Origin of the sequence: Buttiauxella selenatireducens, assembly GCF_031432975.1 — a bacterium.
Taxonomy (GTDB): Bacteria; Pseudomonadota; Gammaproteobacteria; order Enterobacterales; family Enterobacteriaceae; genus Buttiauxella; species Buttiauxella selenatireducens.
In genome coordinates this window covers 2,321,846-2,343,145 of sequence record NZ_CP133838.1, presented here as the reverse complement: position 1 = coordinate 2,343,145, position 21,300 = coordinate 2,321,846, and the positions used below count along the sequence as shown (strand labels likewise).

Annotated in this window: 17 protein-coding genes and 2 pseudogenes; 7 read left to right on the top strand and 12 right to left on the bottom strand. The window is 51.1% G+C overall.

Annotated features, from left to right (window positions below; translation table 11 throughout):
• Position 1: 1 nt before the first annotated feature.
• The 3 genes from trpCF to trpA are packed head-to-tail and all read left to right on the top strand — an operon-like array spanning position 2 to position 3,373.
• On the top strand, positions 2–1,363 hold the full coding sequence (gene trpCF, locus RHD99_RS10815; RefSeq protein ID WP_309878753.1) for a bifunctional indole-3-glycerol-phosphate synthase TrpC/phosphoribosylanthranilate isomerase TrpF: 1,362 nt from the start codon (positions 2–4) through the stop codon (positions 1,361–1,363).
• A gap of 7 nt (positions 1,364–1,370) precedes the next feature.
• Entirely contained in the window at positions 1,371–2,564 is a 1,194-nt protein-coding gene (trpB, locus tag RHD99_RS10810) for a tryptophan synthase subunit beta (protein WP_183270257.1), read from the top strand.
• Positions 2,564–3,373 carry a tryptophan synthase subunit alpha gene (gene trpA, locus RHD99_RS10805; RefSeq protein WP_309878751.1) on the top strand — a complete coding sequence of 270 codons (810 nt, stop codon included), beginning with the start codon at positions 2,564–2,566 and terminating at the stop codon, positions 3,371–3,373. The genes trpB and trpA overlap by 1 nt, the downstream gene beginning before the upstream one ends.
• 572 nt (positions 3,374–3,945) lie before the next feature.
• Here the strand turns inward: trpA and RHD99_RS10800 are convergent.
• From RHD99_RS10800 to RHD99_RS10780, 6 genes are all read right to left on the bottom strand, one after another.
• The gene (locus RHD99_RS10800; RefSeq protein WP_183269391.1) at positions 3,946–4,125 is read right to left on the bottom strand and encodes a hypothetical protein; all 180 of its coding nucleotides are present in this window, start codon (positions 4,123–4,125) and stop codon (positions 3,946–3,948) included.
• A 136-nt stretch (positions 4,126–4,261) separates the two neighbouring features.
• A complete protein-coding gene (ompW, locus tag RHD99_RS10795; protein WP_183269392.1) occupies positions 4,262–4,894 on the bottom strand; it encodes an outer membrane protein OmpW in 633 nt (210 codons plus the stop codon).
• 191 nt (positions 4,895–5,085) lie between these two features.
• Positions 5,086–5,289, bottom strand: a complete 204-nt coding sequence (locus RHD99_RS24000; RefSeq protein WP_374708484.1) for a winged helix-turn-helix domain-containing protein — start codon at positions 5,287–5,289, stop codon at positions 5,086–5,088.
• 176 nt (positions 5,290–5,465) lie between these two features.
• Entirely contained in the window at positions 5,466–6,503 is a 1,038-nt protein-coding gene (locus RHD99_RS10790; protein ID WP_309878750.1) for an ABC transporter ATP-binding protein, read from the bottom strand.
• A 1-nt stretch (position 6,504) separates the two neighbouring features.
• On the bottom strand, positions 6,505–8,007 hold the full coding sequence (locus tag RHD99_RS10785; RefSeq protein ID WP_374708483.1) for an ABC transporter permease: 1,503 nt from the start codon (positions 8,005–8,007) through the stop codon (positions 6,505–6,507).
• A 94-nt stretch (positions 8,008–8,101) separates the two neighbouring features.
• The gene (locus RHD99_RS10780; RefSeq protein ID WP_183269399.1) at positions 8,102–9,118 is read right to left on the bottom strand and encodes an iron ABC transporter substrate-binding protein; all 1,017 of its coding nucleotides are present in this window, start codon (positions 9,116–9,118) and stop codon (positions 8,102–8,104) included.
• Positions 9,119–9,589: 471 nt separating this feature from the next.
• On the opposite strand from RHD99_RS10780, the gene RHD99_RS10775 reads away from it, so the two are divergent.
• Positions 9,590–10,333 carry a YciC family protein gene (locus tag RHD99_RS10775; RefSeq protein WP_270145252.1) on the top strand — a complete coding sequence of 248 codons (744 nt, stop codon included), beginning with the start codon at positions 9,590–9,592 and terminating at the stop codon, positions 10,331–10,333.
• Positions 10,334–10,392: 59 nt separating this feature from the next.
• A pseudogene (locus RHD99_RS10770) lies at positions 10,393–10,928 on the top strand (septation protein A).
• Positions 10,929–11,034: 106 nt separating this feature from the next.
• On the opposite strand, the gene RHD99_RS10765 reads toward RHD99_RS10770, so the two are convergent.
• Positions 11,035–11,463 carry an outer membrane lipoprotein gene (locus tag RHD99_RS10765; RefSeq protein WP_183269402.1) on the bottom strand — a complete coding sequence of 143 codons (429 nt, stop codon included), beginning with the start codon at positions 11,461–11,463 and terminating at the stop codon, positions 11,035–11,037.
• Between the two features lie 158 nt (positions 11,464–11,621).
• Here RHD99_RS10765 and yciA point away from each other — a divergent pair, with 158 nt between their 5' ends.
• Positions 11,622–12,014 carry an acyl-CoA thioester hydrolase YciA gene (gene yciA / locus RHD99_RS10760; RefSeq protein WP_183269403.1) on the top strand — a complete coding sequence of 131 codons (393 nt, stop codon included), beginning with the start codon at positions 11,622–11,624 and terminating at the stop codon, positions 12,012–12,014.
• A 53-nt stretch (positions 12,015–12,067) separates the two neighbouring features.
• Here yciA and dcp read toward each other — a convergent pair whose 3' ends face one another.
• From dcp to guaD, 5 genes and pseudogenes are all read right to left on the bottom strand, one after another.
• A complete protein-coding gene (gene dcp, locus RHD99_RS10755) occupies positions 12,068–14,113 on the bottom strand; it encodes a peptidyl-dipeptidase Dcp (protein WP_309878747.1) in 2,046 nt (681 codons plus the stop codon).
• Positions 14,114–14,213: 100 nt separating this feature from the next.
• Entirely contained in the window at positions 14,214–14,999 is a 786-nt protein-coding gene (gene xdhC / locus RHD99_RS10750; RefSeq protein WP_309878745.1) for a xanthine dehydrogenase accessory protein XdhC, read from the bottom strand.
• On the bottom strand, positions 14,996–17,341 hold the full coding sequence (gene xdhB / locus RHD99_RS10745) for a xanthine dehydrogenase molybdopterin binding subunit (protein WP_309878743.1): 2,346 nt from the start codon (positions 17,339–17,341) through the stop codon (positions 14,996–14,998). Before xdhB ends, xdhC begins: the two co-directional genes overlap by 4 nt.
• Positions 17,331–18,766 (bottom strand): annotated as a pseudogene (gene xdhA, locus RHD99_RS10740) (xanthine dehydrogenase small subunit). The gene xdhB and the pseudogene xdhA overlap by 11 nt, the downstream one beginning before the upstream one ends.
• The gene (gene guaD, locus RHD99_RS10735; RefSeq protein ID WP_309878741.1) at positions 18,763–20,094 is read right to left on the bottom strand and encodes a guanine deaminase; all 1,332 of its coding nucleotides are present in this window, start codon (positions 20,092–20,094) and stop codon (positions 18,763–18,765) included. The pseudogene xdhA and the gene guaD overlap by 4 nt, the downstream one beginning before the upstream one ends.
• A gap of 367 nt (positions 20,095–20,461) precedes the next feature.
• On the opposite strand from guaD, the gene ydfG reads away from it, so the two are divergent.
• Positions 20,462–21,211: a bifunctional NADP-dependent 3-hydroxy acid dehydrogenase/3-hydroxypropionate dehydrogenase YdfG gene (ydfG, locus tag RHD99_RS10730; protein WP_183269409.1), complete on the top strand. Its 750-nt coding sequence runs from the start codon at positions 20,462–20,464 to the stop codon at positions 21,209–21,211.
• Positions 21,212–21,300: the final 89 nt, after the last annotated feature.

The following is a 21,300-nucleotide window of genomic DNA, read 5'->3' as shown; positions in this document are numbered from 1 at the left end:
CATGCAGGAAACCGTATTAAAGAAGATCGTCGACGACAAGGCGATATGGGTTGAAGCACGTAAACAACAGCAACCCCTGGCAAGTTTCCAGAACAACATTGTACCGGCAACACGCAACTTTTATCACGCCCTGCAAGGTGCAAGAACGGCATTCATTCTGGAGTGCAAAAAGGCTTCTCCGTCAAAAGGCGTGATTCGGGATGATTTTGATCCGGCTCGCATTGCCGGCGTGTACAAACACTATGCTTCCGCTATTTCCGTTCTAACCGACGAGAAGTATTTCCAGGGAAGTTTTGATTTTCTGCCGATTGTTAGCGATATCGTCACGCAACCAGTGTTATGCAAAGACTTCATTATCGACGCGTATCAGATTCTACTGGCTCGTTTTTATCAGGCCGACGCCTGTCTGCTGATGCTCTCGGTGCTTAACGATGAGCAATACTGCCAGCTCGCAGCCGTTGCACATAGTCTGAATATGGGCGTGCTGACAGAAGTGAGCAATGAAGAAGAACTGGAACGGGCTATTGCACTGAAAGCAAAAGTCGTCGGCATTAACAACCGCGACCTGCGTGATTTATCCATCGACCTGAATCGAACTCGCCAGTTAGCACCTCGCCTGGGTCACGGCGTAACGGTGATCAGCGAATCCGGTATCAGCAACTATGGGCAAATCCGCGAACTCAGCCATTTTGCCAACGGCTTCCTGATTGGTTCAGCCTTAATGAGCGAAGACGACCTGAATGCGGCGGTTCGTCGCGTCATGTTGGGCAGTAACAAAGTCTGCGGCCTGACTCGCCCGCAAGATGCGCGCGCAGCGTTTGAAGCGGGTGCCATTTATGGCGGCCTGATTTTTGTTCCTGCCTCACCGCGTTTTATCAGCGATGAAACTGCCGCCTCGGTCATCGAAGCCGCCGCACTGAAATATGTTGGCGTATTCCGTGACACGGCGATTGACGAGGTCGTACAAAAAGCCGCGCTGTTCTCTCTTAGCGCTGTGCAACTGCATGGTGAAGAAAACCAAGCGTATATAGACGCTCTTCGTGCGGCCCTTACGGCAAATGTACAAATCTGGAAAGCATTAAGCGTGAAAGAGAGTTTGCCTGCTCGTGATTTAAACCACGTCGACAAATACCTGTTCGATAACGGCCAGGGCGGTAGCGGCCAACGTTTCGACTGGTCACTGCTCGCAGGGCAGAATCTGGAAAACGTGATTCTGGCGGGTGGTTTAGGTGCAGACAACTGCGTGGATGCAGCTAAAACGGGTTGCGCAGGTTTAGATTTCAACTCAGGTGTCGAAAGCGCACCGGGTATTAAAGATGCTAACAAGCTGGCTGCCGTCTTCCAGACGCTGCGGGCTTACTAAGGAAAATATCATGACATTACTTAATCCCTATTTTGGTGAGTTTGGCGGTATGTATGTACCGCAAATCCTGATGCCTGCACTGCGCCAGCTTGAAGAAGCGTTTGTGGCGGCACAAAGCGATGCAGAATTTCAGGCTGAATTTAACGACCTGCTGAAAAACTACGCGGGCCGTCCAACAGCGCTGACCAAGTGCAGAAACCTGACCGCTGGCACGAAAACTACGCTCTATTTAAAGCGTGAAGATTTGCTGCACGGCGGCGCGCACAAAACTAACCAGGTGCTCGGCCAGGCGTTGCTGGCGAAGAAAATGGGTAAAACTGAAATCATCGCAGAAACCGGCGCGGGTCAACACGGTGTGGCGTCGGCATTAGCCAGCGCCCTGCTCGGCTTGAAATGCCGTATCTACATGGGTGCAAAAGACGTTGAGCGTCAGTCACCAAACGTGTTCCGTATGCGTCTTATGGGTGCGGAAGTGATCCCAGTACACAGCGGTTCCGCCACGTTGAAAGATGCATGTAACGAAGCGCTCCGCGACTGGTCTGGTAGCTACGACACCGCACACTATATGCTTGGTACTGCAGCAGGCCCGCACCCATTCCCAACTATCGTGCGTGAGTTCCAGCGCATGATTGGCGAGGAAACCAAAGCGCAGATCCTTGAAAAAGAAGGCCGTCTGCCGGATGCAGTAATCGCCTGCGTGGGCGGCGGTTCGAATGCTATCGGCATGTTTGCTGATTTCATCGAAGAAACGAAAGTCGGTCTGATAGGTGTTGAACCTGCTGGCCACGGTATCGAAAGCGGTGAGCATGGCGCGCCATTGAAACATGGTCGCGTGGGGATTTACTTCGGTATGAAATCGCCAATGATGCAAACGGACGAAGGCCAAATCGAAGAGTCTTATTCCATCTCTGCCGGTCTGGACTTCCCTTCTGTTGGGCCGCAGCATGCGCACCTGAACAGCATTGGCCGTGCGGATTATGTTTCGATTACGGATGACGAAGCTTTGGAAGCCTTCAAAACGCTGTGCCTCAAAGAAGGGATTATTCCTGCGCTGGAATCTTCTCACGCGCTGGCTCACGCGCTAAAAATGATGAAAGAAAACCCAGAAAAAGAACAACTGTTGGTGGTGAATCTCTCTGGCCGTGGTGACAAAGATATCTTCACTGTTCACGACATCCTTAAAGCACGAGGGGAAATTTAATGGAACGTTATCAACACGCATTTGAACAGTTGCAAGCTCGCAAGGAAGGTGCTTTTGTTCCTTTCGTCACCCTTGGCGACCCTTCACCAGAACAGTCTTTGAAGATAATCGACACACTGATTGAAGCGGGAGCTGACGCACTGGAATTGGGTATTCCTTTCTCCGACCCATTGGCAGATGGCCCAACCATTCAGAACGCAGCACTGCGCGCATTTGCCGCAGGTGTGACGCCAACACAATGCTTTGAAATGCTGGCGGCAATTCGCCAGAAACACCCAACCATTCCGATTGGTTTGCTGATGTACGCAAACCTGGTGTTTAACCGTGGCATTGATGAGTTCTATGCGTTGTGTGCAAAAGTTGGCGTTGATTCCGTGCTGATTGCGGATGTCCCTATTGAAGAGTCGGCGCCATTCCGTCAGGCCGCAATGCGCCACAACGTCGCGCCAATCTTCATTTGTCCACCGAATGCGGATGACGCGCTGCTACGTGAAATCGCAACTCATGGCCGTGGTTATACGTATCTGCTGTCTCGTGCGGGTGTGACGGGAGCGGAAACTCGCGCCCAGTTGCCACTGCATCATCTGGTAGAAAAGCTGACTGAATTTGGTGCGGCACCGTCACTGCAAGGCTTTGGGATTTCCGAACCATCGCAAGTTAAAGATGCGATTGCTGCGGGCGCTGCCGGGGCGATTTCAGGTTCCGCCATCGTGAAAATTATCGAGAAGAACCTTGATAAACCGGATGTGATGCTAAGCGAGCTGAAAGCCTTTGTGCAGGCACTGAAAGCAGCAACTCACACAGCATAAGAAGATTGATTGGCCGGAGCCATTCCGGCCTTTATTGTTTCCAGAACGTCATAATCAATAACCTTCAGAGAACATAAACACCGACAGTTCAAGGTACATGTTTTACAAAAATACTTGTGTACATGAAATGTTTGTGCGGGCCATCAAACTTGCACGCATTGCTCCTGTTTTTCCTATAGTCTATTGGACATTATCCCTACTATTGGTTTTTTCTACCGGAGAGTTTGAAGTTGTTTAAGGTTATTACCGCTGCGGCATTTGCACTGATTTCCCTACTATGGGGTGCGTTAATCTTCGATATTGAAATAATTTCTCACCCTTTATCCCAGGTTACGCATTGGTTCGAAGATAGATTTTAAGCCCACCTGAACATAGACGCGTACTTTGCCGTCACCTCAATACACGCGAGCCTGTAGATCGATATAGCCTGCATCGAGAGCTTTTTCGGGATTATCAGTTCTGAGATTTTGGAAGTTTTATGAAGTGAGCCGCCCGCTCGTGACGTTCAGCCCAAACAACTCATATCAAGTTATTGCATTTAATTAAGCAATACACTGCCAGAAGATAGGTTTCTACTCCTTGATTTTTTCGTCGAAAAATTCTTCATAGCGAGAATAGAATTCGCCAATTAGCTTCATTGGGTTGGATGCAGCGGTGAATGCTTGACTAGTGGTTATTTGAGCAGATCGATAAGCGTTATGTGTATCGACAGCTAAACGCATTAAAAACATGACTTTTTCTTCTTTGGTCATTTTTGATATTCCTCGAGCGTCGTGAAGAGTATCAAAATACCACCAACGATGTGTCATTGAAAAGATAGGTAACAAAATGTATTCGAAAACACTGGCCATATAATGACCAGTTTTGCAGGGGTTTTGCTGAAGTACTTTAGAAGCGGTAACCCGCAGAGAACATAAACACCCACGGGTCAATGCGTGTCTTGATATTCTGCTGTTCGCCACCAGCTTTAAACTTCACTTCGGTGTCGATATCCATGTACCAGACTGACATATTCAACAGCCAGTTCTGATTGACCATATAATCCAGCCCCACCTGACCCGCTGCACCCCACGAGTCTTTGACGCTAAGGTCGCTTAAACCGGCGTCTTTGCCCGTCTGGTTAAAATCGGCATCAAAGAAGGTGGTGTAGTTGATGCCCGCACCAATGTATGGACGTACTTTGCTTTTCGAATCGCCAAAGTACCACTGTGCCATCAGCGTTGGCGGCAGTTGACGTACAGTGGCTAAGTCACCTGTTGGGCCTAACCCGACGCGATGGCGGAATGGTGTAGCAGCCAGCAGCTCGATTCCTATGTTTTCCGTCACCATGTAATCAAATGTCAGCCCCAGTTGGGTATTGTTGCTGACGCTAAAACCACCCATTCCAAGCACATTGTCAGAACCTTCCGTTGGGCGCACGGTAGCAGAACCCGCACGCATGAAGAACTCACCTTGTTGATGTGCCAGCGCTTCACCTGACAAACAGGTTAATGCGAGTAACGCCACAGACAGTTTTTTCATAGCCCTCTCCTTGTTATGGTTTTATAAGCGGGCTGAATATACTCATTATTGAGTACAAAGTGATCTTGATTCGGTCACACTTTACTGGCTAATTTAACATTTAATGATCTAGATTAATTTTTCCACATTTTGCTTAAACTGGAAGACTGACCATAAGATTGCCGCGATCAATTTTATTTAACTCTCATTTGTCAGGCCAAAGTTAAGGCCCATGTTCGCGAGAGCACCTCGCCGCTACGACGCATCAACAGACTTAAGAGTAGGAATTCTTTTTGCGTAAGCTCAATACGTTTCCCTGCACGCGATACCCGATGCTTTAGAAAATCGAGTTGCAAGGTGCTGATTTGCAATACTGACTCTTCCACTACTGGCGCGTGAACGGCCTGACTGCGCATGATCACGCGTACTCTTGCGAGCAATTCGCTGAGTGCAGACCATCAACACCGTTGTTGGCAACATCAACCACAAAATCGTTTTCTTTCATTCCTTTAGCGATGTAATGCGCCGCAACTACATTTTACCTTGGGCTTTCCGACAAACAGGGAGGCGCTAAGATGACGATTTTGTCATCTTAATCCGCCAGGACACAGGCGTGACCAGTAATCGCCAGTTTAACTTGCATCCCCACCTGCCACTTTTGCTGACTGACCGTTTTAATCTGTAGCGGCGCGGTCCATGCGGGAGAGTTGAGCGTCAGTGTTGAAAGGTAACCGGTAAAATCCACATCGCTGATGGTGACAGCGTGATGAGTTTCAGCATCGGCCTGGTATGCAGAAATAATAATTTGCTCCGGGCGCAGCATAATACGTTTGTCACCGGTAAATTGCGGGTTGTCCGCAGGAATAGTACCCAGCTCACAGTGTGCAAAACCGTTGCTGACTTGCGCGGAGAAAATCAACGCATCGCCGAGAAACAGTGCGGTGGCTTCATCCACGGGTTGTGAATAAACCTCTGTCGGCGAACCGACCTGGGAAAAACGGCCATCGCGAATGACCGCAATCTGGCTGGCAAAGGAGAGCGCTTCATGCTGATCGTGAGTCACCAGAATCGAGGCCACTCCGGCGTATGCCAATAATTCAGCCGTCGCTTTTCGGGTCGCTGCACGCAGCCCGGTATCGAGCGCTGAGAACGGTTCATCGAGCAACATCAGCACCGGTTCTTGTGCGAGCGCGCGAGCCAGCGCCACGCGTTGCTGTTGTCCGCCTGAGATTTCATGCGGCCAGTGGTCTTGCAGATGACGGTCAAGAGAAACGAGCTCCATCAGTTCAGCGATGCGGCGGCGGTTTTCATGACGGGACCCTGTCAGACCGTACGCGATGTTATCCCCCACTTTCATATGTGGGAAAAGCGCCCCTTCCTGCGGAACGAAACCAATGCCACGCTGATGCGCCGGAATAAACGTGTTTTCATCAAAAAGCGTTTTACCCGACAGAGTAATTCGCCCGCTATCTGGCGTTTCAAACCCCGCAAGAATGCGCAGTAATGTGGTTTTTCCCGAACCAGATGGCCCGACAATCACCGTCCGGCTGGCAGGCACGACAGATAAATTGATATTTTCCAGCACGGATGTCTGGCCAAATTTTTTGGAAATATTCGCTAGTTCAATCATCTTACAGACCCGCCAGTTTTTGAGACTGCACATATAAAATACCGGTTAACGGCAGTGCAATAAGGACCATCAGCAGCGCATAAGGGGCGGCAGCAACGTAATCAATTTCGCTGGTCAGCGCCCAGAAGGCGGTCGAAAGCGTGCGCGTGCCTGGCGGTGATAGCAAAAGCGTTGCAGTCAGCTCATTGGTCACCCCGAGGAATACTAAAGCAGCACCTGCGGCGGCACCCGGAGCTGCAAGGCGTAAGGTAATGCTCCCGATGGCAGCGGCCTGGGTTTTACCTAAACTGCGAGCGACATTCTCAAGTTCTACAGGCGCCTGAGCAATCCCGGCGCGCAAGTTTATCAACGCCCTCGGCGTGAACATCAGCAAGTAAGCCAGAAACAGTGTGACTTCTGTCTGATAGATGGGGCGCATGTAGTGAATGGTTACTGTGACCAGCGACAGTGCAACCACAATGCCGGGCAATGAACTGGTAAAGTAATTACACCCTTCAAGCACGCGGTACAGCGGACGCGGATGGCGCACCGAAAGCCAGGCGATGGGAATACCTGCAAGAATAATGACCAATGCGCCCGCAGAGGCCAGCAGCAGAGTCTGGCGCAGAGTGGACCAGAGTTCGGGCTGGTTCCAGTTTTCTATTCCCCCCAACCATAACCAGCGCAACAGCACCGCAATCGGCACCACGAAAGCCAGCAGTATGATCGCCGATGGGAATAACTGACCTAAAATGCTCAGCAGCCCGTTCAGACGCAGATGATTTTGCTGACGCGGCGAACCCGCTCCCACTCGCGCGTAACGAGCTTTGCCACGAGTAGCCCCTTCGAGGGTAAGGAACACCAGACAGCACAAGGCCAGAACACCCGCCAGCATATTCGCCGCTGGGCCGCTAAACGTCGATTGAAATTGGTCGTAAATAGCGGTGGTGAAGGTATCAAAACGTATCATCGCGTACAGCCCGTATTCCGCCAGCAAATGCAACGTCACTAGCAGCGCCCCACCCCAAATTGCGAGCTTAAGCTGCGGCAGGACAATACGGAAAAATACCGCCCAGGGCGGTGTACCCAGCGAAGCGGCGACATCTTCTAATGTGGGGTCGAGACGACGAAGTACGGCCGCCACAGGCAGATAAATAAAGGGGTAATAGGCCAGTACAGACAGAAAGACCCCAGCGGATAAACCGTGCATCGACGGCACCGCACTGACCCACGCGTAACTTTGCACAAAAGCCGGGATTGCCAGGGGAGCGACGGCCAGCATCGACCAGATACGCCTTCCGGCAAGCGTCGTTCTTTCAGTCAGCCAGGCGAGCAATGTCCCCGTGAAGATACAAAGCGGGACGGCGATAATCACTAAGAGCAGTGTGTTGCTGAGAAGCTCAGCAACACGAGGACGGAATATGAGTGCCTTGACCGTTTCCCAGCCGGTGTCAAATCCAATAACAATGACAAAAACGGGGGGGATCAGCGATAGCATTGAGAAAAAGATCGCGAGCAGCACCATCAAAAATGCAGGACGCCGCTGTAAATCACGGATCTGTATGTTGGGACTCTCTGTAACGTTAACCACGGACATCAGGCACTCACCACTGCATTTATTAAAGAAGGCCAGCTTCAGTCATCAAATCAATGACTTTTTTGCTATTGAGTGATGACGGCTCAACTTTCGGCGCATCCAGATCTTTCAGTGGAACCAGTTTAGGGTTAGATGCCGCGTTATTACCGACCGCATATTCAAACGCATTGTTAGTACGCAGAATTTCCTGACCAGATTTACCGGTCACCCACTTCACGAAGGCCTGAGCTTGCTGTTGATGCTTGCTGGAAGCCAGAACACCGCCGCCAGAGATACTGACAAATGCGCCCGGGTCCTGATGTTTAAAGTAGTGGAGTTGTGTGTTTTTGCTGTTTTCGCCAGTTTTGGCCTGGTCAACAAAACGGTAATAGTGATAAATCACCCCACCATCAATTTGATCTGCGTTCACGGCTTTCATGACAGTGCTATTGCCTTTATAAGCAACAAAGTTTGTTTTCATTGCTTTCAGCCAATCCAGCGTTGCTTTCTCGCCTTTTAGTGCCAGAACGGCGCTCACGATCGCCTGGAAATCAGCACCTGACGGGGAAGCAGCCCAGCGCCCTTTCCACTCAGGTTTAGCCAAATCCATTAAGGATTTTGGCAATTGCGCTTCGCTCAGTTTTGCAGGGTTATACACGAACACGGTGCTACGGGCGGCAATGCCAATCCAGCGCCCATGATCCGGACGATATGCTGGAGCGACCTGCGCAAGGGTATCGGCATCCAGAGGTGCGAATAATTTCGCGTTATCAACCAGTACCATCGCAGGAGAGTTTTCGGTAAGGAAAACGTCCGCAGGCGACGCACTGCCTTCCTGCACCAGTTGATTGCCTAACTCACTGTCGCCGCCGTTACGCAGAGTGACTTTGATGCCCGTCTCTTTGGTGAAGCCATCGACCCAAGACTGAACCAGATTTTCATGCTGGGCGTTATAAACCACGATTCCTTCGTTGTTATCCGCCGCACTGGCAAATGACGACAGCAGAATAGATGAAGTCACTACTGCGATGGAGCAAAGGGACGATACGCCAAATTTCATAAGTTAATCCTTCATAAAAATGAGTACATAACACCAGAATGCATAGCGACGCGGATTACACCACAGCGCATTCGGAATGATAATGAAAATGGTTATCATTTTTAAAGAAAGGTAAAAAATGTGGCGGATCGGGGCTTTACTAAGAAAATATCCTGCTCGCGAATGACGGAGGTTAAAAACATTAGTAAAACCTTAGGAACAATTGACCATGCCACGAAAAAATCACACAACCGCCATTTTGCAACGTTAGCTGGCTTTGTTAAATAAATCGGAACTCACAGTGAAGATTCAGGCTATGCCAGATTATGGTTCATATATGTCAACTTATGGATAAAACGCTATACCCTACCCAGATCAATATTTCTCGCTGACAGTAACTTACTTAAGGCTTACATCTTGTCGGTGCCACCGCCCTTCATCCAGGGTACAATTGGCCGCTGATTTTTAACCGCGCAACATCAAGGAGAGTGCATGTCTATCACGGCAGGTTCTGTGTACCGTGACACGGGGAATTTTCTACGCAATCAGTTTGTTACTGTCTTACTGATCGCGTTACTTTGTGCTTTTATTTCGGTTGTGATCGGTCACGCCTTTTCACCCAGCGACGAGCAACTGTCTATCCTTAGTGAAGGAGACAATTTATCGAATAGCGTTGGGCTGTTTGACCTTGTGCAGAACATGACACCAGAGCAGCAGCAAATGTTACTCAGAGCCTCTGCGGCTTCGACATTTTCTGGCCTGATCGGCAATGCTATCCTTGCAGGTAGCGTGCTGGTGCTAATCCAGATGGTGAGTGCCGGGCAACGTGTGAGTGCGCTTCGTGCCATTGGCACTTCGGCTCCTGTGTTGCCTAAAATCTTTATTCTGATGTTCCTGACGACTTTCCTAGTGCAGATTGGCATCATGTTGATCGTCGTGCCGGGCGTGCTGTTAGCGATTTTGCTTTCATTCGCACCGATTATGGTTGTTCAGGATAAAGCGGGGGTCTTCCAGTCACTGCGCAGCAGTATGCGTCTTGCCTGGTCAAATATGCGCCTTGTTGCGCCAGCAGTGATTAGCTGGTTGCTGGCGAAGACCGCACTGCTGATGCTCGCATCTTCGTTTGCGGCACTATCCCCCTCTATTGGCGCGGTGATAGCGAATACGATAAGCAATCTTATTTCAGCAGTATTGCTCATCTATTTATTCCGCCTGTACATGCTGATTCGCCAATAACTTACACCTGCTCCTGAGCCTGGCTTTCAGCGCTCAGGAGTCATTTTACGGAACAGATTATGAAGCAGTTTCTCGACTTCCTCCCCTGATTGTCTTCTTCGCATTTTACAAAATGTATGACATCTACGTCGCTTCCGGCGCATTGATCGTCGCAACCGGTTTTGCGCTGATCTACAGCTGGTACAAATTCCGCAAGCTGGAAAAGATGGCGTTGATTACTTTCCTGATGGTTGCTGTGTTCGGCGGCCTGACGTTGTTCTTCCATAATGATGAATTTATTAAATGGAAAGTGACGGTGATTTACGGGCTGTTCGCTCTCGCGTTGCTGATTAGCCAATTTGTGATGGGCAAGCCGTTAATTCAACGGATGTTAGGAAAGGAAATTTCTCTACCAGAAACCGTCTGGTCGCGCCTGAACATTGCCTGGGCGCTGTTCTTTATCGCTTGCGGTGCGGTGAATATTTACGTCGCTTTTTGGCTTCCACAGAGCGTTTGGGTCAACTTTAAAGTGTTCGGCCTGACGGCTGCGACACTGGTATTTACCCTGCTCAGCGGCGTGTACATCTATAAGCATATGCCGCAAGAAGAGAAATAAGCCTCCGGCTTCAAGGCCCAAAAAAAGCACACATTGGTATCCTTACCAGACGTGTGCTTTTTTTATTTCAACCGAGTTCGATTAACCGCTCGTGCCGTTGTTTAGATCATACGGACTTATCAACGGTGGTATTCGAACCGGAGGTGAGAATACGCACCTTGTCACCTTTGTTGAAGGTGAGCGTTCCGTTATAGTCCTGCACCACCTGGATGATTTGCCCACTATTGGTCTTGATAGTCAGGTTCACGGTCTGGGCACTTTGCTGCCTGGCCTGACGATTACGTGAAGCTTCCACCCCAGCAACTGCGCCAGTGGCCGTCATGATAGTCTTCCCGGATCCCCCGCCAAACTGATTACCTATTGCAGCACCGGCGGCACCCGCTGCCATGGTTCGCAGCGGATGGGAGCGATTCTGGCTGCTAATAATTGTGCTCTGTTGAACAACGCCATAATCCACCAAGGTTTTGGTCCCCGCGAAACTGGATTGACTGGATAACGCGAGCAGGCTGAAAGCGATAAGTAGATATTTCTTCATGTTGAGAGCTGTGTCGTTTTTAGGTGGAGCTGATTTTGCCAGCCATAAAACAAACCCCTTTAGACATTAATGCTACTTACAGAGGCTTACACGTATTAAACTAGAGGCAGAGACATCAAAGCTATGATGAATGACATCTATACATATCGGGAAGACAAATGATCCAGCAAGACACTCCTTCAGGGGAATTGGTATTACGCACAATGGCAATGCCTGCTGATACTAACGCCAACGGCGATATTTTTGGTGGCTGGTTGATGTCACAAATGGACATGGGTGGCGCAATTCAGGCAAAAGAAATCGCAAAAGGCCGCGTAGTCACCGTTCGTGTCGATGGGATGACATTTCTCAAGCCGGTCGCTGTGGGCGATGTGGTGTGTTGCTATGCGAAATGCGTAAAACGCGGAACCAGTTCCATCACGATTAACGTGGAAGTTTGGGTGAAAAAAGTCTCTTCCGAACCTATTGGTCAGCGTTACAAAGCAACAGAAGCCATTTTCATTTATGTGGCGGTGGACCCCGCGGGTAAACCCCGCCCGATTCCGGTCTAAATTTATTAACGACAAAAAATGCGCCCGAAGGCGCATTTTTTTATCAGCACGGGTTAGTCTGCTAAACCCCGATTTGCCAGCATCGGTTCACTGTACGGTGCATGCCCCCGCCACTCGTTATACAACGCTTTAAGATCCTGGCTATTGCCACGGGATAAAATCGCCTCGCGGAAACGCTGGCCGTTGTGCGCCGTTAGCCCGCCTTGCTCCACAAACCATTGGTAGCCATCATCCGCCAACATTTGTGTCCAGATATAAGCGTAATATCCAGCGGCGTAACCCCCGCCAAAGATATGCGCGAAGTAGCTGCTGCGATAACGAGGAGGTACTGCCGGCAAGTCAATATGCTCGCGATGGAGTGCCAGCGCTTCAAACGCGGTTACCTCATCCACTACGCAGCCCGCAGGCAAACTGTGCCAGTTCATATCCAGCAATGCGGCGCTGAGGAGTTCCGTCATGTCGTAGCCTTTATTGAATTGCGCAGCACGGAATAACTTTTCTTTCAGGGCTTCAGGCATCGGCTCGCCGGTCTGGTAATGCCGCGCATAGTTTGCGAAAACCTGCGGCTGGCGCGCCCAGTGTTCGTTAATTTGCGACGGAAACTCAACAAAATCGCGTGGGGTGTTGGTACCCGACAGCGTCGCATAACGTTGGGTAGCAAACAGTCCGTGCAACGTATGGCCAAACTCGTGGAAAAGCGTCACAACGTCATCCCAGGAGATAAGCGCCGCCTCCCCGTTTGCCGGTTTACTGTAGTTACAAACGTTGTAAATCACCGGTGCGTTTTCCAGCAGCGTAGATTGTTCCACGAAGTTGCCCATCCATGCGCCGCCGCCTTTGCTGTCACGGGCAAAAAAGTCGCCATAGAACAGCGCCATACCGCGCCCGTCTTTATCAAAGATTTCCCATACCCGCACATCGTCGTGATAAACGGGAATATCAAAACGTTCAACAAAACTCAGGCCGAAAAGCTGGCTCGCCGCCCAAAAGACGCCATTGGTTAACACATTGTTCAGTTCAAAATAGGGTTTGATTTGCGCTTCATCGAGGTCGTATTGCGCGAGTCTGACTTGTTCAGCATAAAAAGCCCAATCCCAGGCTTCCGCTTTGAAACCACCTTGCTGCTGGTCAATAACCTGTTGAATAGCGGCTAATTCGCGTTGTGCTCGAGCGGTCGCTGCGGGCACGATGTCTCGCATAAACTGTAATGCTGCCTGCGGGGTTTGCGCCATTTGATCGGCAATTTTCCATGCGGCATAGCTCTCGAATCCCAACAGTTGCGCTTGTTCCGCACGCAGCGTCGCCAGACGAGCGACAATGGCGCGTGTATCGTGGCTGTCGTCGTGCTGAGTCCGCTCCCAACCTGCTTTAAACAGTTTTTCACGCGTCTGACGATTGCTCAGAGATTGCAACGCGGGTTGTTGGGTAAAATTGAGCAGCGGAATGACGTATTTCCCCTCCAGTCCTTTAGCACTGGCATGCTGTGCTGCCGCGGCAATTTCTGCAGAAGTTAACCCATCAAGAAGTTGAACGTCATCAACCACCAGAGCAGCGGCTTTATTGGCTGCGTGCAGACGATTATTAAACTGGCTGCTCAACTGTGCAGCTTCTTTATTCAGCACCTTCAAACGCGCTTTTTTATCCTCGCTGAGAGTGGCACCCGCGAGGGTAAAGTTCTGCCAGATGACCTCTATCAAACGCAGAGATTCGTCATCAAGTTCCAGTGTCAGGCGACGCTGGTACACGTCATTTAAACGCGAAAACAGCACGGCATTCAGGCGCATTTCATCCGCTAACTCAGCCAGCTCGGCGCCAAACTCTTCATCCAGTTGTTGCAGGTAGTCATTGGTATTTGCAGCGGTCATCGCGAAGAAAACCTGGGTAACGCGCCCTAACATGTGGCCCGTATTTTCCAGCGCGAGGAAGGTGTTCTCAAAGTTAGGCTCTGCGGGGTCGTGAGCTATCGCCGCAATTTCCTCACGTTTAATGCGTTTGGCTTCGTCAAAAGCCGGACGGTAGTGGCTATCTTTGATGTCATCAAAATGAGGGGCTTGATAAGGCAATAAACTGAGGTGGTAAAACGGATTGTCTGACAACATCCTGAACTCCCGAAGCGAGGCCAACAGGAAGGTGGAAGCCGCTTTGCGTTCCCACCTTACGAAAAAGATGTATTGATTGTAGGGCGGATACGCGTGAGCGTCATCCACCGTTAACCTTCGCCGCCTGATACACCGCGATAATTTCAGCGGCAATAGCTACAGCAATTTCTGCCGGGAGTTTACCTTTTACATCCGGCAACCCCACCGGGCAGCGCAATGTACTCAGTTGATCAGGTGTTATTCCTTTCCCCGCCAGCCGATACTCAAAGCGCTGACGTTTGGTCTGCGATCCAATCAGCCCCAGGTAGCGGTAGTCGCCACGCTTCAGTATCGCTTCGGTCAACTCCAGATCCCGCGGATGGCTGTGGGTCATCACGATAAAATAGCTCTGCGCAGGTGCCGCGTGTACGGCATCCAGCGGCTCTTCTGCCTGTAACGTTTTCACCCCCCTGGGGGCGCAGGCGAACAGGTCCGGACGTTCATCAACCCAGGTAATGTGACAGGGTAACGTTGATAACAACGCTACCAGCGCCTGCCCGACATGGCCTGCGCCAAAAACGGTCATTTGCGGTTGCGCCTGAATCAGTGGTTCAAAGAGCACCGATGTCATACCTCCGCAACACTGCCCAAGCCTTGCGCCCAAATTAAAATGCTCGGTATGTGGCTCTGAAATGTGCTTGTCCAGCATCGCGCGTGCCATGGCGATACATTGATATTCCAGATGCCCACCGCCGATAGTCAGATAAGCGTGCTCATGCCCAACAATCATTTTGGTGCCACAGTTTCTCGGCACCGATCCTTTATCAGCCAGTACCGTCAGCAACACACACGGTTCGCGACGCTCGCGCAGTTGCATCAGAATGCTTATCCATTCGTCATCGTTCATGGTGCCTCCTGACAACCCCAGAATACGCGTTCCGGTGTGGCGGGCGCATCCAGCATTGGGTGTTTACGGTAGTCAGTTACGCTGGCTACGGCGTCCTGTAAGGCGCTCCAGACGGAAATCCCCAGCATAAATGGTGGTTCACCAACGGCTTTAGAACGGTAAACGGTGTGTTGCGGATTGGCATGATTTTCAAGCAGCTTCACCCGTAAGTCGGCTGGCACATCGCTAATTGCCGGGATTTTGTAACTCATCGGGCTATCGGTCAGTAACCGTCCTTTGTCATCCCACACCAACTCTTCGCAAGTCAGCCAGCCTGCGCCTTGTACAAAACCGCCTTCGATTTGCCCGATGTCGAGTGCGGGATTCAGCGAATTGCCAACATCATGGAGAATGTCCGTTCGCAACAGGCGATACTCTCCGGTTAGCGTGTCGATAATGACTTCCGAACAGGCCGCGCCGAATGAAAAGTAATAGAACGGCTGCCCGCGACCCTTTGTGCGGTCGTAATGAATGCCCGGCACTGTGTAGAACCCCGTGGCAGACAGCGGGACCTGGTTCAGCCAGGCCAGGTTTGTGATTTCACTAAAGCTAAAATACCGCCCCTGGACTTTCACCACGCCGTTACGAAACTCCACATCTTCGGCTTCGCAATCATACAAACGGCAGAGCATTTCTATCAGCCGCTGTTTTATCGTGAGCGCTGCGATTTCTGCTGCTTTACCGTTAAGATCCGCGCCAGATGATGCGGCCGTCGGCGAGGTATTGGGCACTTTCCCCGTATGGGTGGCGGTGACCTGAATCTGTTCGACAGGAATTTGCAACACCTCAGCGACCACTTGCGCCACTTTAGTATTCAACCCCTGGCCCATTTCTGTCCCACCATGATTAAGCTGCACGGTGCCATCGGTATAAATCAGTATTAACGCCCCTGCCTGGTTAAGAAAACTGGAGGTAAAGGAGATGCCAAATTTTACCGGCGTGAGCGCCAGACCCCGTTTTAGCACCGCGCTTGTGCGGTTAAACGCGTTTATATCCGCACGACGCTGAGAGTAGTCGGCACTGATCTCAAGCTGGCGGGTCATTTCCGGCATGATGTTGTGTTCAACGGTTTGATGGTAGTGCGTCACATTGCGCTCGGTGTCGCCATAATAATTGAGCTTGCGAACGTCCAACGGATCAAGGCCGAGCTCGCGCGCAATGTGGTCCATAATCTGCTCAACGGCAACCATACCCTGCGGCCCGCCAAATCCCCGGAAGGCAGTATTGGACGCCATATTGGTGCGGCAACGATATCCGGTAATTCGTGCATCACCGAGGTAGTAAGCATTATCGGCGTGAAACATCGCGCGATCGCAGATCGATCCTGATAGATCCAGTGAATACCCGCAGTTGGCGGCCAGATCGATTTTCACGCCATTGAGTCGACCTTCGTCAGTAAACCCCACGTCATAACGCACAAAAAAGGGATGCCGTTTACCTGTCATACGCATGTCGTCACGCCGTGAAAGACGCATTTTGGCTGGGCGCCCTGTTAATACAGCCGCCAGTGCTGCGTGGCAGGCAACTCCTGCCGCCTGGGTTTCTTTGCCACCAAACCCGCCGCCCATACGGCGCATATCCACCGTGACTTTGTTCATTGTTACACCAAGCACCGACGCCACCAGCTTTTGCACTTCGGTCGGATGTTGGGTGGATGACCAGACCGTTGCGCAGCCATCTTCCCCTGGCTGTACCACAGCAATCTGCCCTTCAAGATAAAAGTGTTCCTGGCCCCCAATGTGAAATTGCCCCTGAATACGGTGCGGCGCGTTGGCCAGCGCGGTATCGGCATCACCACGTTGATGGACATGCGGTTCCTGAACGTAAAGTTCACGCCGTAAAGCCTCTTCGACATCCAGCACCGGCTCGAGAATTTCATATTCGATGACCACCTTCTGCGCCCCTGCTCGCGCCGCGTCTGGTGTATCGGCCGCCACCGTCAGGACAACCTGGCCGTGATAATCAACCTTGTCGCGGGCAAACAGCGGGTCGCCTGGTGCGAGTGGGCCAATATCCAGCTCGCCCGGCACATCCTGCCAGCCAAAAGTGCGTACCACGCCAGCAATGGCGTAACATGCGGAGGTATCGATATTGAGGATCCGTGCATGAGCGTGCTGGCTGAGAACCGGGCACAGGTACAGCATTCCGGGTAACGTCAGTTTGTCGTCGATATATTCCGCTTTACCGCTAACCTGCTTATCCGCACTTTCATGTTTGCGGCTTTCGCCTGCGCCGCCGTGCAATTTGCGAGAGAACTGCTCGATTAAAGCCTGTTCTGACAGGCGCACTGGATTAGTTGACATAATGCTGTACCTCCAGAGCGTGAGTCGGCTCGGCGAGTTGTAGCGCCAGACGCCTGAGCAGATTTTGCGCGAGTTTCAGACGATATGCTGCGGAACCCCGGAAATCACTGAGTGGTTGAAAATCCGCAACCAGCGCGGCACACGCCTGAGCCAGTGTTTGCGGATTGAGCGGCAAACCTATTAGTGCATTTTCAGCCCCTTTTGCTCGTGCCGGAACCGCCGCCATACCACCAAATGCCAGCCGTGCTCGTGTCACCACTCCTGCCTCAAACTGGAGATTAAACGCCCCAAACACCGTAGAAATATCATCATCCAACCGTTTGGAGACTTTCCATGCGCTGAACGTTGGAGAAATCGCGTCCCGCTCAATGATCACCGCACTGATAAACTCACCTGCCTGCAAAGCGGTTTTGCGATAGCCAAGGAAGAATTCGTCAAGCGGCAGATTGCGAACGGTCTCAGCACATCGCAGTTCGAGACTGGCACCGAGCGCCAGCAGCATCGGCGCACCATCCCCTATAGGTGAGGCGTTAGCCAGGTTGCCTGCAAGCGTCGCGTGATGACGAATTTGCGGTGATGCAAAGCGCTCCAGCACCTGTGCAAACGCCGGGATAAGTGGCTGCAAAATCTCCTGACACGCCTGCAATGTCGCCATTGCGCCAATACGAATGTGGCTATCCGTGACGGAAATGGTTTTGAGCTCATCCACCTGGCTAAGCGCGATAATCAGCGGCAGCGTCTGGAATTGTTGCGTAATGGTCAGCGCCAGATCGGTTCCCCCCGCGAGCAAACGTGCTTGCGGAGTTTGCTGATAGAGCTGCGCCAGTTGCTGAACGGTTTTTGGCAGTAAACATCGGTTGGATTTGACTAACTCGGCGACCGCAGGTTTATGCAGCGACTTTAAGCGCGCAACGGTTTGCGGCTCTGCTCGCGTAAACAAGTCTGTATACGCGCCACAACTTTGCTGCATCGCCTGAATAATCGGGCGATAGCCGGTACAGCGGCAAAGGTTTCCCGCGAGTTGCTTTTCAATATCATGAAGCTGCGGGTCGCTGTTTTTCTTTTGCAATGCAAAACCTGACATCACAAAACCGGGGGTGCAAAAACCACATTGTGAAGCATGGCAATCGGCCATCGCCTGCTGAACGGGGTGCAATTCCCCCCCTCTGATAAATCTTCCACTGTCAGCAACTGTTTACCCTCAAGCTGACTGACAAGCATGATGCAGCTATTGGCGGTGTCATAACGCATTTTCTCGCCATCAACTTGCCCGAGAACGACCGTGCACGCACCACAATCACCCGAAGCGCACCCTTCTTTGCTGCCACAGCGATGTTCGCTGTCTCGCAGCCAGTTCAACACGGTAGTGTTCGGGTCAATATCATCAAGCGTCTTGACTGTTTGATTGAGCAAAAATTGGATCATGCCGCAACCTCCAGCGTGCCGCGTTGCCACACGCATTTGCCATTAACCCAGGTGTGCCAAATGTTGCGGTCATCGCCAAGCGTCATCAGCACGAACAATTGTTCATAAATATCCCGACTGTTGGCATGCCGCAGTTTCTGTAATGGCGTGACCGCCAGGTCCAGCACCACAAAATCAGCCTCTTTACCCGGCAAGAAGTTGCCGATTTTGTCATCCAAATCCAGTGCGTGAGCCCCTCCCAGCGTGGCGTGATAAAACGCCTCGCTGGCACACAGTCGGTAACCTTGCAACTGGGCGACTTTGTAAGCTTCTGCGAGGGTTTGCAGCATATTAAATGTTGTGCCTGCGCCCACGTCGGTGCCAATCCCCATGCGGATCCCCCGCTCATGGCACTGTTTCAGATTAAACAGACCGCTTCCCAGAAACAGATTGGAGGTCGGACAAAAAGCGATGGCCGATTCGGTACGGTGCAGACAATCCCATTCACACTCCTGCAAATGAATGGCATGGGCAAATACGCTGCGTTTTCCGGTCAGTTGGTACTGGTGATAGACATCAAGATAGCTTTCGGACTCCGGCCACAGGTTCTTCACCCATTCCACTTCTGCACTGTTTTCACTCAAATGGGTGTGCAGCCAGGTATCAGGAAACTCTTCGCGCAGGGTCTGTACCATTTTGAGCAATTCCGGCGAAGACGTCGGGGCAAATCGCGGCGTGAGTGCATAGTTCAGACGCCCTTTTTTATGCCAGCGTTGAATCAGCTCACGCGTTTGTTGATAACTTTGCTCCGGCGTTTCTGTCAGGTATTCCGGTGCATTGCGATCCATCATGACTTTACCGGCGATAATCCGCATGGCGAGATGTTCTGCCGCACTGAAAAGTGCCTCCACCGACTGCGGATGTACCGTGCCAAAAACTAAAGCTGTGGTGGTGCCATTACTCAAGAGTTGGCTGAGGAAAAATGCCGACATCTTCGCCGCGTGCGAGCTGTCCTGATATTGACTCTCAACCGGAAAAGTATAGGTCTGTAGCCATTCCAGCAGTTGCTCACCATAGGCCCCGATCATTTCCGTTTGCGGATAATGCAGGTGGGTATCGACAAATCCGGGAAGAATCAATTTACCGCGATAATCGACATAATCACTCTCGCCACGCAAATGCTTGCGCCCTTCTTCCCATGGCAACAACGCCAACACCGTACCGCCATCAATGAACAGCAATGCATCTTCGTGATGACGCGCATTCGCCAGCAACTCGTCAGGACGTGTTCCGGTTTGGGTCATATCGAAAAACTGACCGCGTAGCACTTGCGTGTAATTAACTGTCATCGTCATACCTGTAATGGTTTTGTGAAGAGTGAGTTAAATATTGCAATGTTGATGCCATGTTGAAGTTTGGGTTTAATCAGTTTTATAACAGCAGCTTAGATTATATTTATCACTATTGCGCAACATTTGCGCAACCATTACCTATGCAATCGGTTGCCTTGAGGCGCAACCGGTTGCATTTTGGTATCATGAGTTCGGACACGACACATTGTGGGATTTCTTGCACCAGCAAATTGCACATTATTGACGTCGCTGCACCAGCAACGCGCAGGCAGTTTCTACGTTGTTTTTAGCTAAAAGTTGAATTATCACTAACAGCCTTAGCGTGCTAAGGTATTACGACATAAAAGCGTTGAGGAACAGTGAGATGATTATTCTGGTAACCGGCGCCACCGCCGGATTTGGTGAGAGCATCACCCGTCGTTTCGTACAACAAGGCCACAAAGTGATTGCCACTGGCCGCCGTAATGAACGTCTGCAAGAGCTCAAAGAAGAACTGGGTGAAAGCATCCTTACGCTGCAGCTCGATGTGCGCAACCGCGCGGCTATTGAACTCGCGATGGAACAGTTACCTGCAGAGTGGCGCAATATTGATGTGCTGGTGAATAACGCAGGCCTGGCACTCGGTATGGAACCGGCTCATAAAGCTGACCCAGATGACTGGGAAACAATGATTGATACCAACAACAAAGGTCTCGTATATATGACTCGCGCCGTGCTTCCTGGCATGGTGGAACGTAATCGTGGGCATATTATCAACATCGGTTCTACCGCAGGTAACTGGCCTTACGCGGGTGGGAATGTCTACGGTGCGACGAAAGCATTTGTGCGCCAGTTCAGCCTGAACTTACGTGTAGATCTGCATAAAACCGCGATCCGCGTAACCGATATTGAACCTGGTTTGGTCAGCGGTACTGAGTTTTCCAATGTGCGTTTCAAAGGCGATGACGAAAAAGTCGGAAAAACGTATGAAAATGCCAATGCGTTAACGCCTGAAGACGTAACGGAAGCGGTTTGGTGGGTCGCAACGCTGCCTAAACACGTCAACATCAATACGCTTGAAATGATGCCCGTTAGCCAGACATTTGCCGGGTTAAGCGTTCACCGTGAAAGTTAACCATCCAGCCCATATTTGAAGGGATTTCGGGTATGGGCGACCGTGCAAATAAATGTTACATTTGCACGGTTTTTCCACGATAAGAAAAT

What these genes read in the sequence shown, in the direction of transcription:
- trpCF (WP_309878753.1), top strand. Translation starts at nt 2, where the DNA reads ATGCAGGAAACCGTATTAAAGAAGATCGTCGACGACAAGGCGATATGG.
- trpA (WP_309878751.1), top strand. Translation starts at nt 2,564, where the DNA reads ATGGAACGTTATCAACACGCATTTGAACAGTTGCAAGCTCGCAAGGAA.
- RHD99_RS10800 (WP_183269391.1), bottom strand. Translation starts at nt 4,125, where the DNA reads ATGACCAAAGAAGAAAAAGTCATGTTTTTAATGCGTTTAGCTGTCGAT.
- ompW (WP_183269392.1), bottom strand. Translation starts at nt 4,894, where the DNA reads ATGAAAAAACTGTCTGTGGCGTTACTCGCATTAACCTGTTTGTCAGGT.
- RHD99_RS24000 (WP_374708484.1), bottom strand. Translation starts at nt 5,289, where the DNA reads ATGCGCAGTCAGGCCGTTCACGCGCCAGTAGTGGAAGAGTCAGTATTG.
- RHD99_RS10790 (WP_309878750.1), bottom strand. Translation starts at nt 6,503, where the DNA reads ATGATTGAACTAGCGAATATTTCCAAAAAATTTGGCCAGACATCCGTG.
- RHD99_RS10785 (WP_374708483.1), bottom strand. Translation starts at nt 8,007, where the DNA reads ATGGTGCTGCTCGCGATCTTTTTCTCAATGCTATCGCTGATCCCCCCC.
- RHD99_RS10780 (WP_183269399.1), bottom strand. Translation starts at nt 9,118, where the DNA reads ATGAAATTTGGCGTATCGTCCCTTTGCTCCATCGCAGTAGTGACTTCA.
- RHD99_RS10775 (WP_270145252.1), top strand. Translation starts at nt 9,590, where the DNA reads ATGTCTATCACGGCAGGTTCTGTGTACCGTGACACGGGGAATTTTCTA.
- RHD99_RS10765 (WP_183269402.1), bottom strand. Translation starts at nt 11,463, where the DNA reads ATGAAGAAATATCTACTTATCGCTTTCAGCCTGCTCGCGTTATCCAGT.
- yciA (WP_183269403.1), top strand. Translation starts at nt 11,622, where the DNA reads ATGATCCAGCAAGACACTCCTTCAGGGGAATTGGTATTACGCACAATG.
- dcp (WP_309878747.1), bottom strand. Translation starts at nt 14,113, where the DNA reads ATGTTGTCAGACAATCCGTTTTACCACCTCAGTTTATTGCCTTATCAA.
- xdhC (WP_309878745.1), bottom strand. Translation starts at nt 14,999, where the DNA reads ATGAACGATGACGAATGGATAAGCATTCTGATGCAACTGCGCGAGCGT.
- xdhB (WP_309878743.1), bottom strand. Translation starts at nt 17,341, where the DNA reads ATGTCAACTAATCCAGTGCGCCTGTCAGAACAGGCTTTAATCGAGCAG.
- guaD (WP_309878741.1), bottom strand. Translation starts at nt 20,094, where the DNA reads ATGACAGTTAATTACACGCAAGTGCTACGCGGTCAGTTTTTCGATATG.
- ydfG (WP_183269409.1), top strand. Translation starts at nt 20,462, where the DNA reads ATGATTATTCTGGTAACCGGCGCCACCGCCGGATTTGGTGAGAGCATC.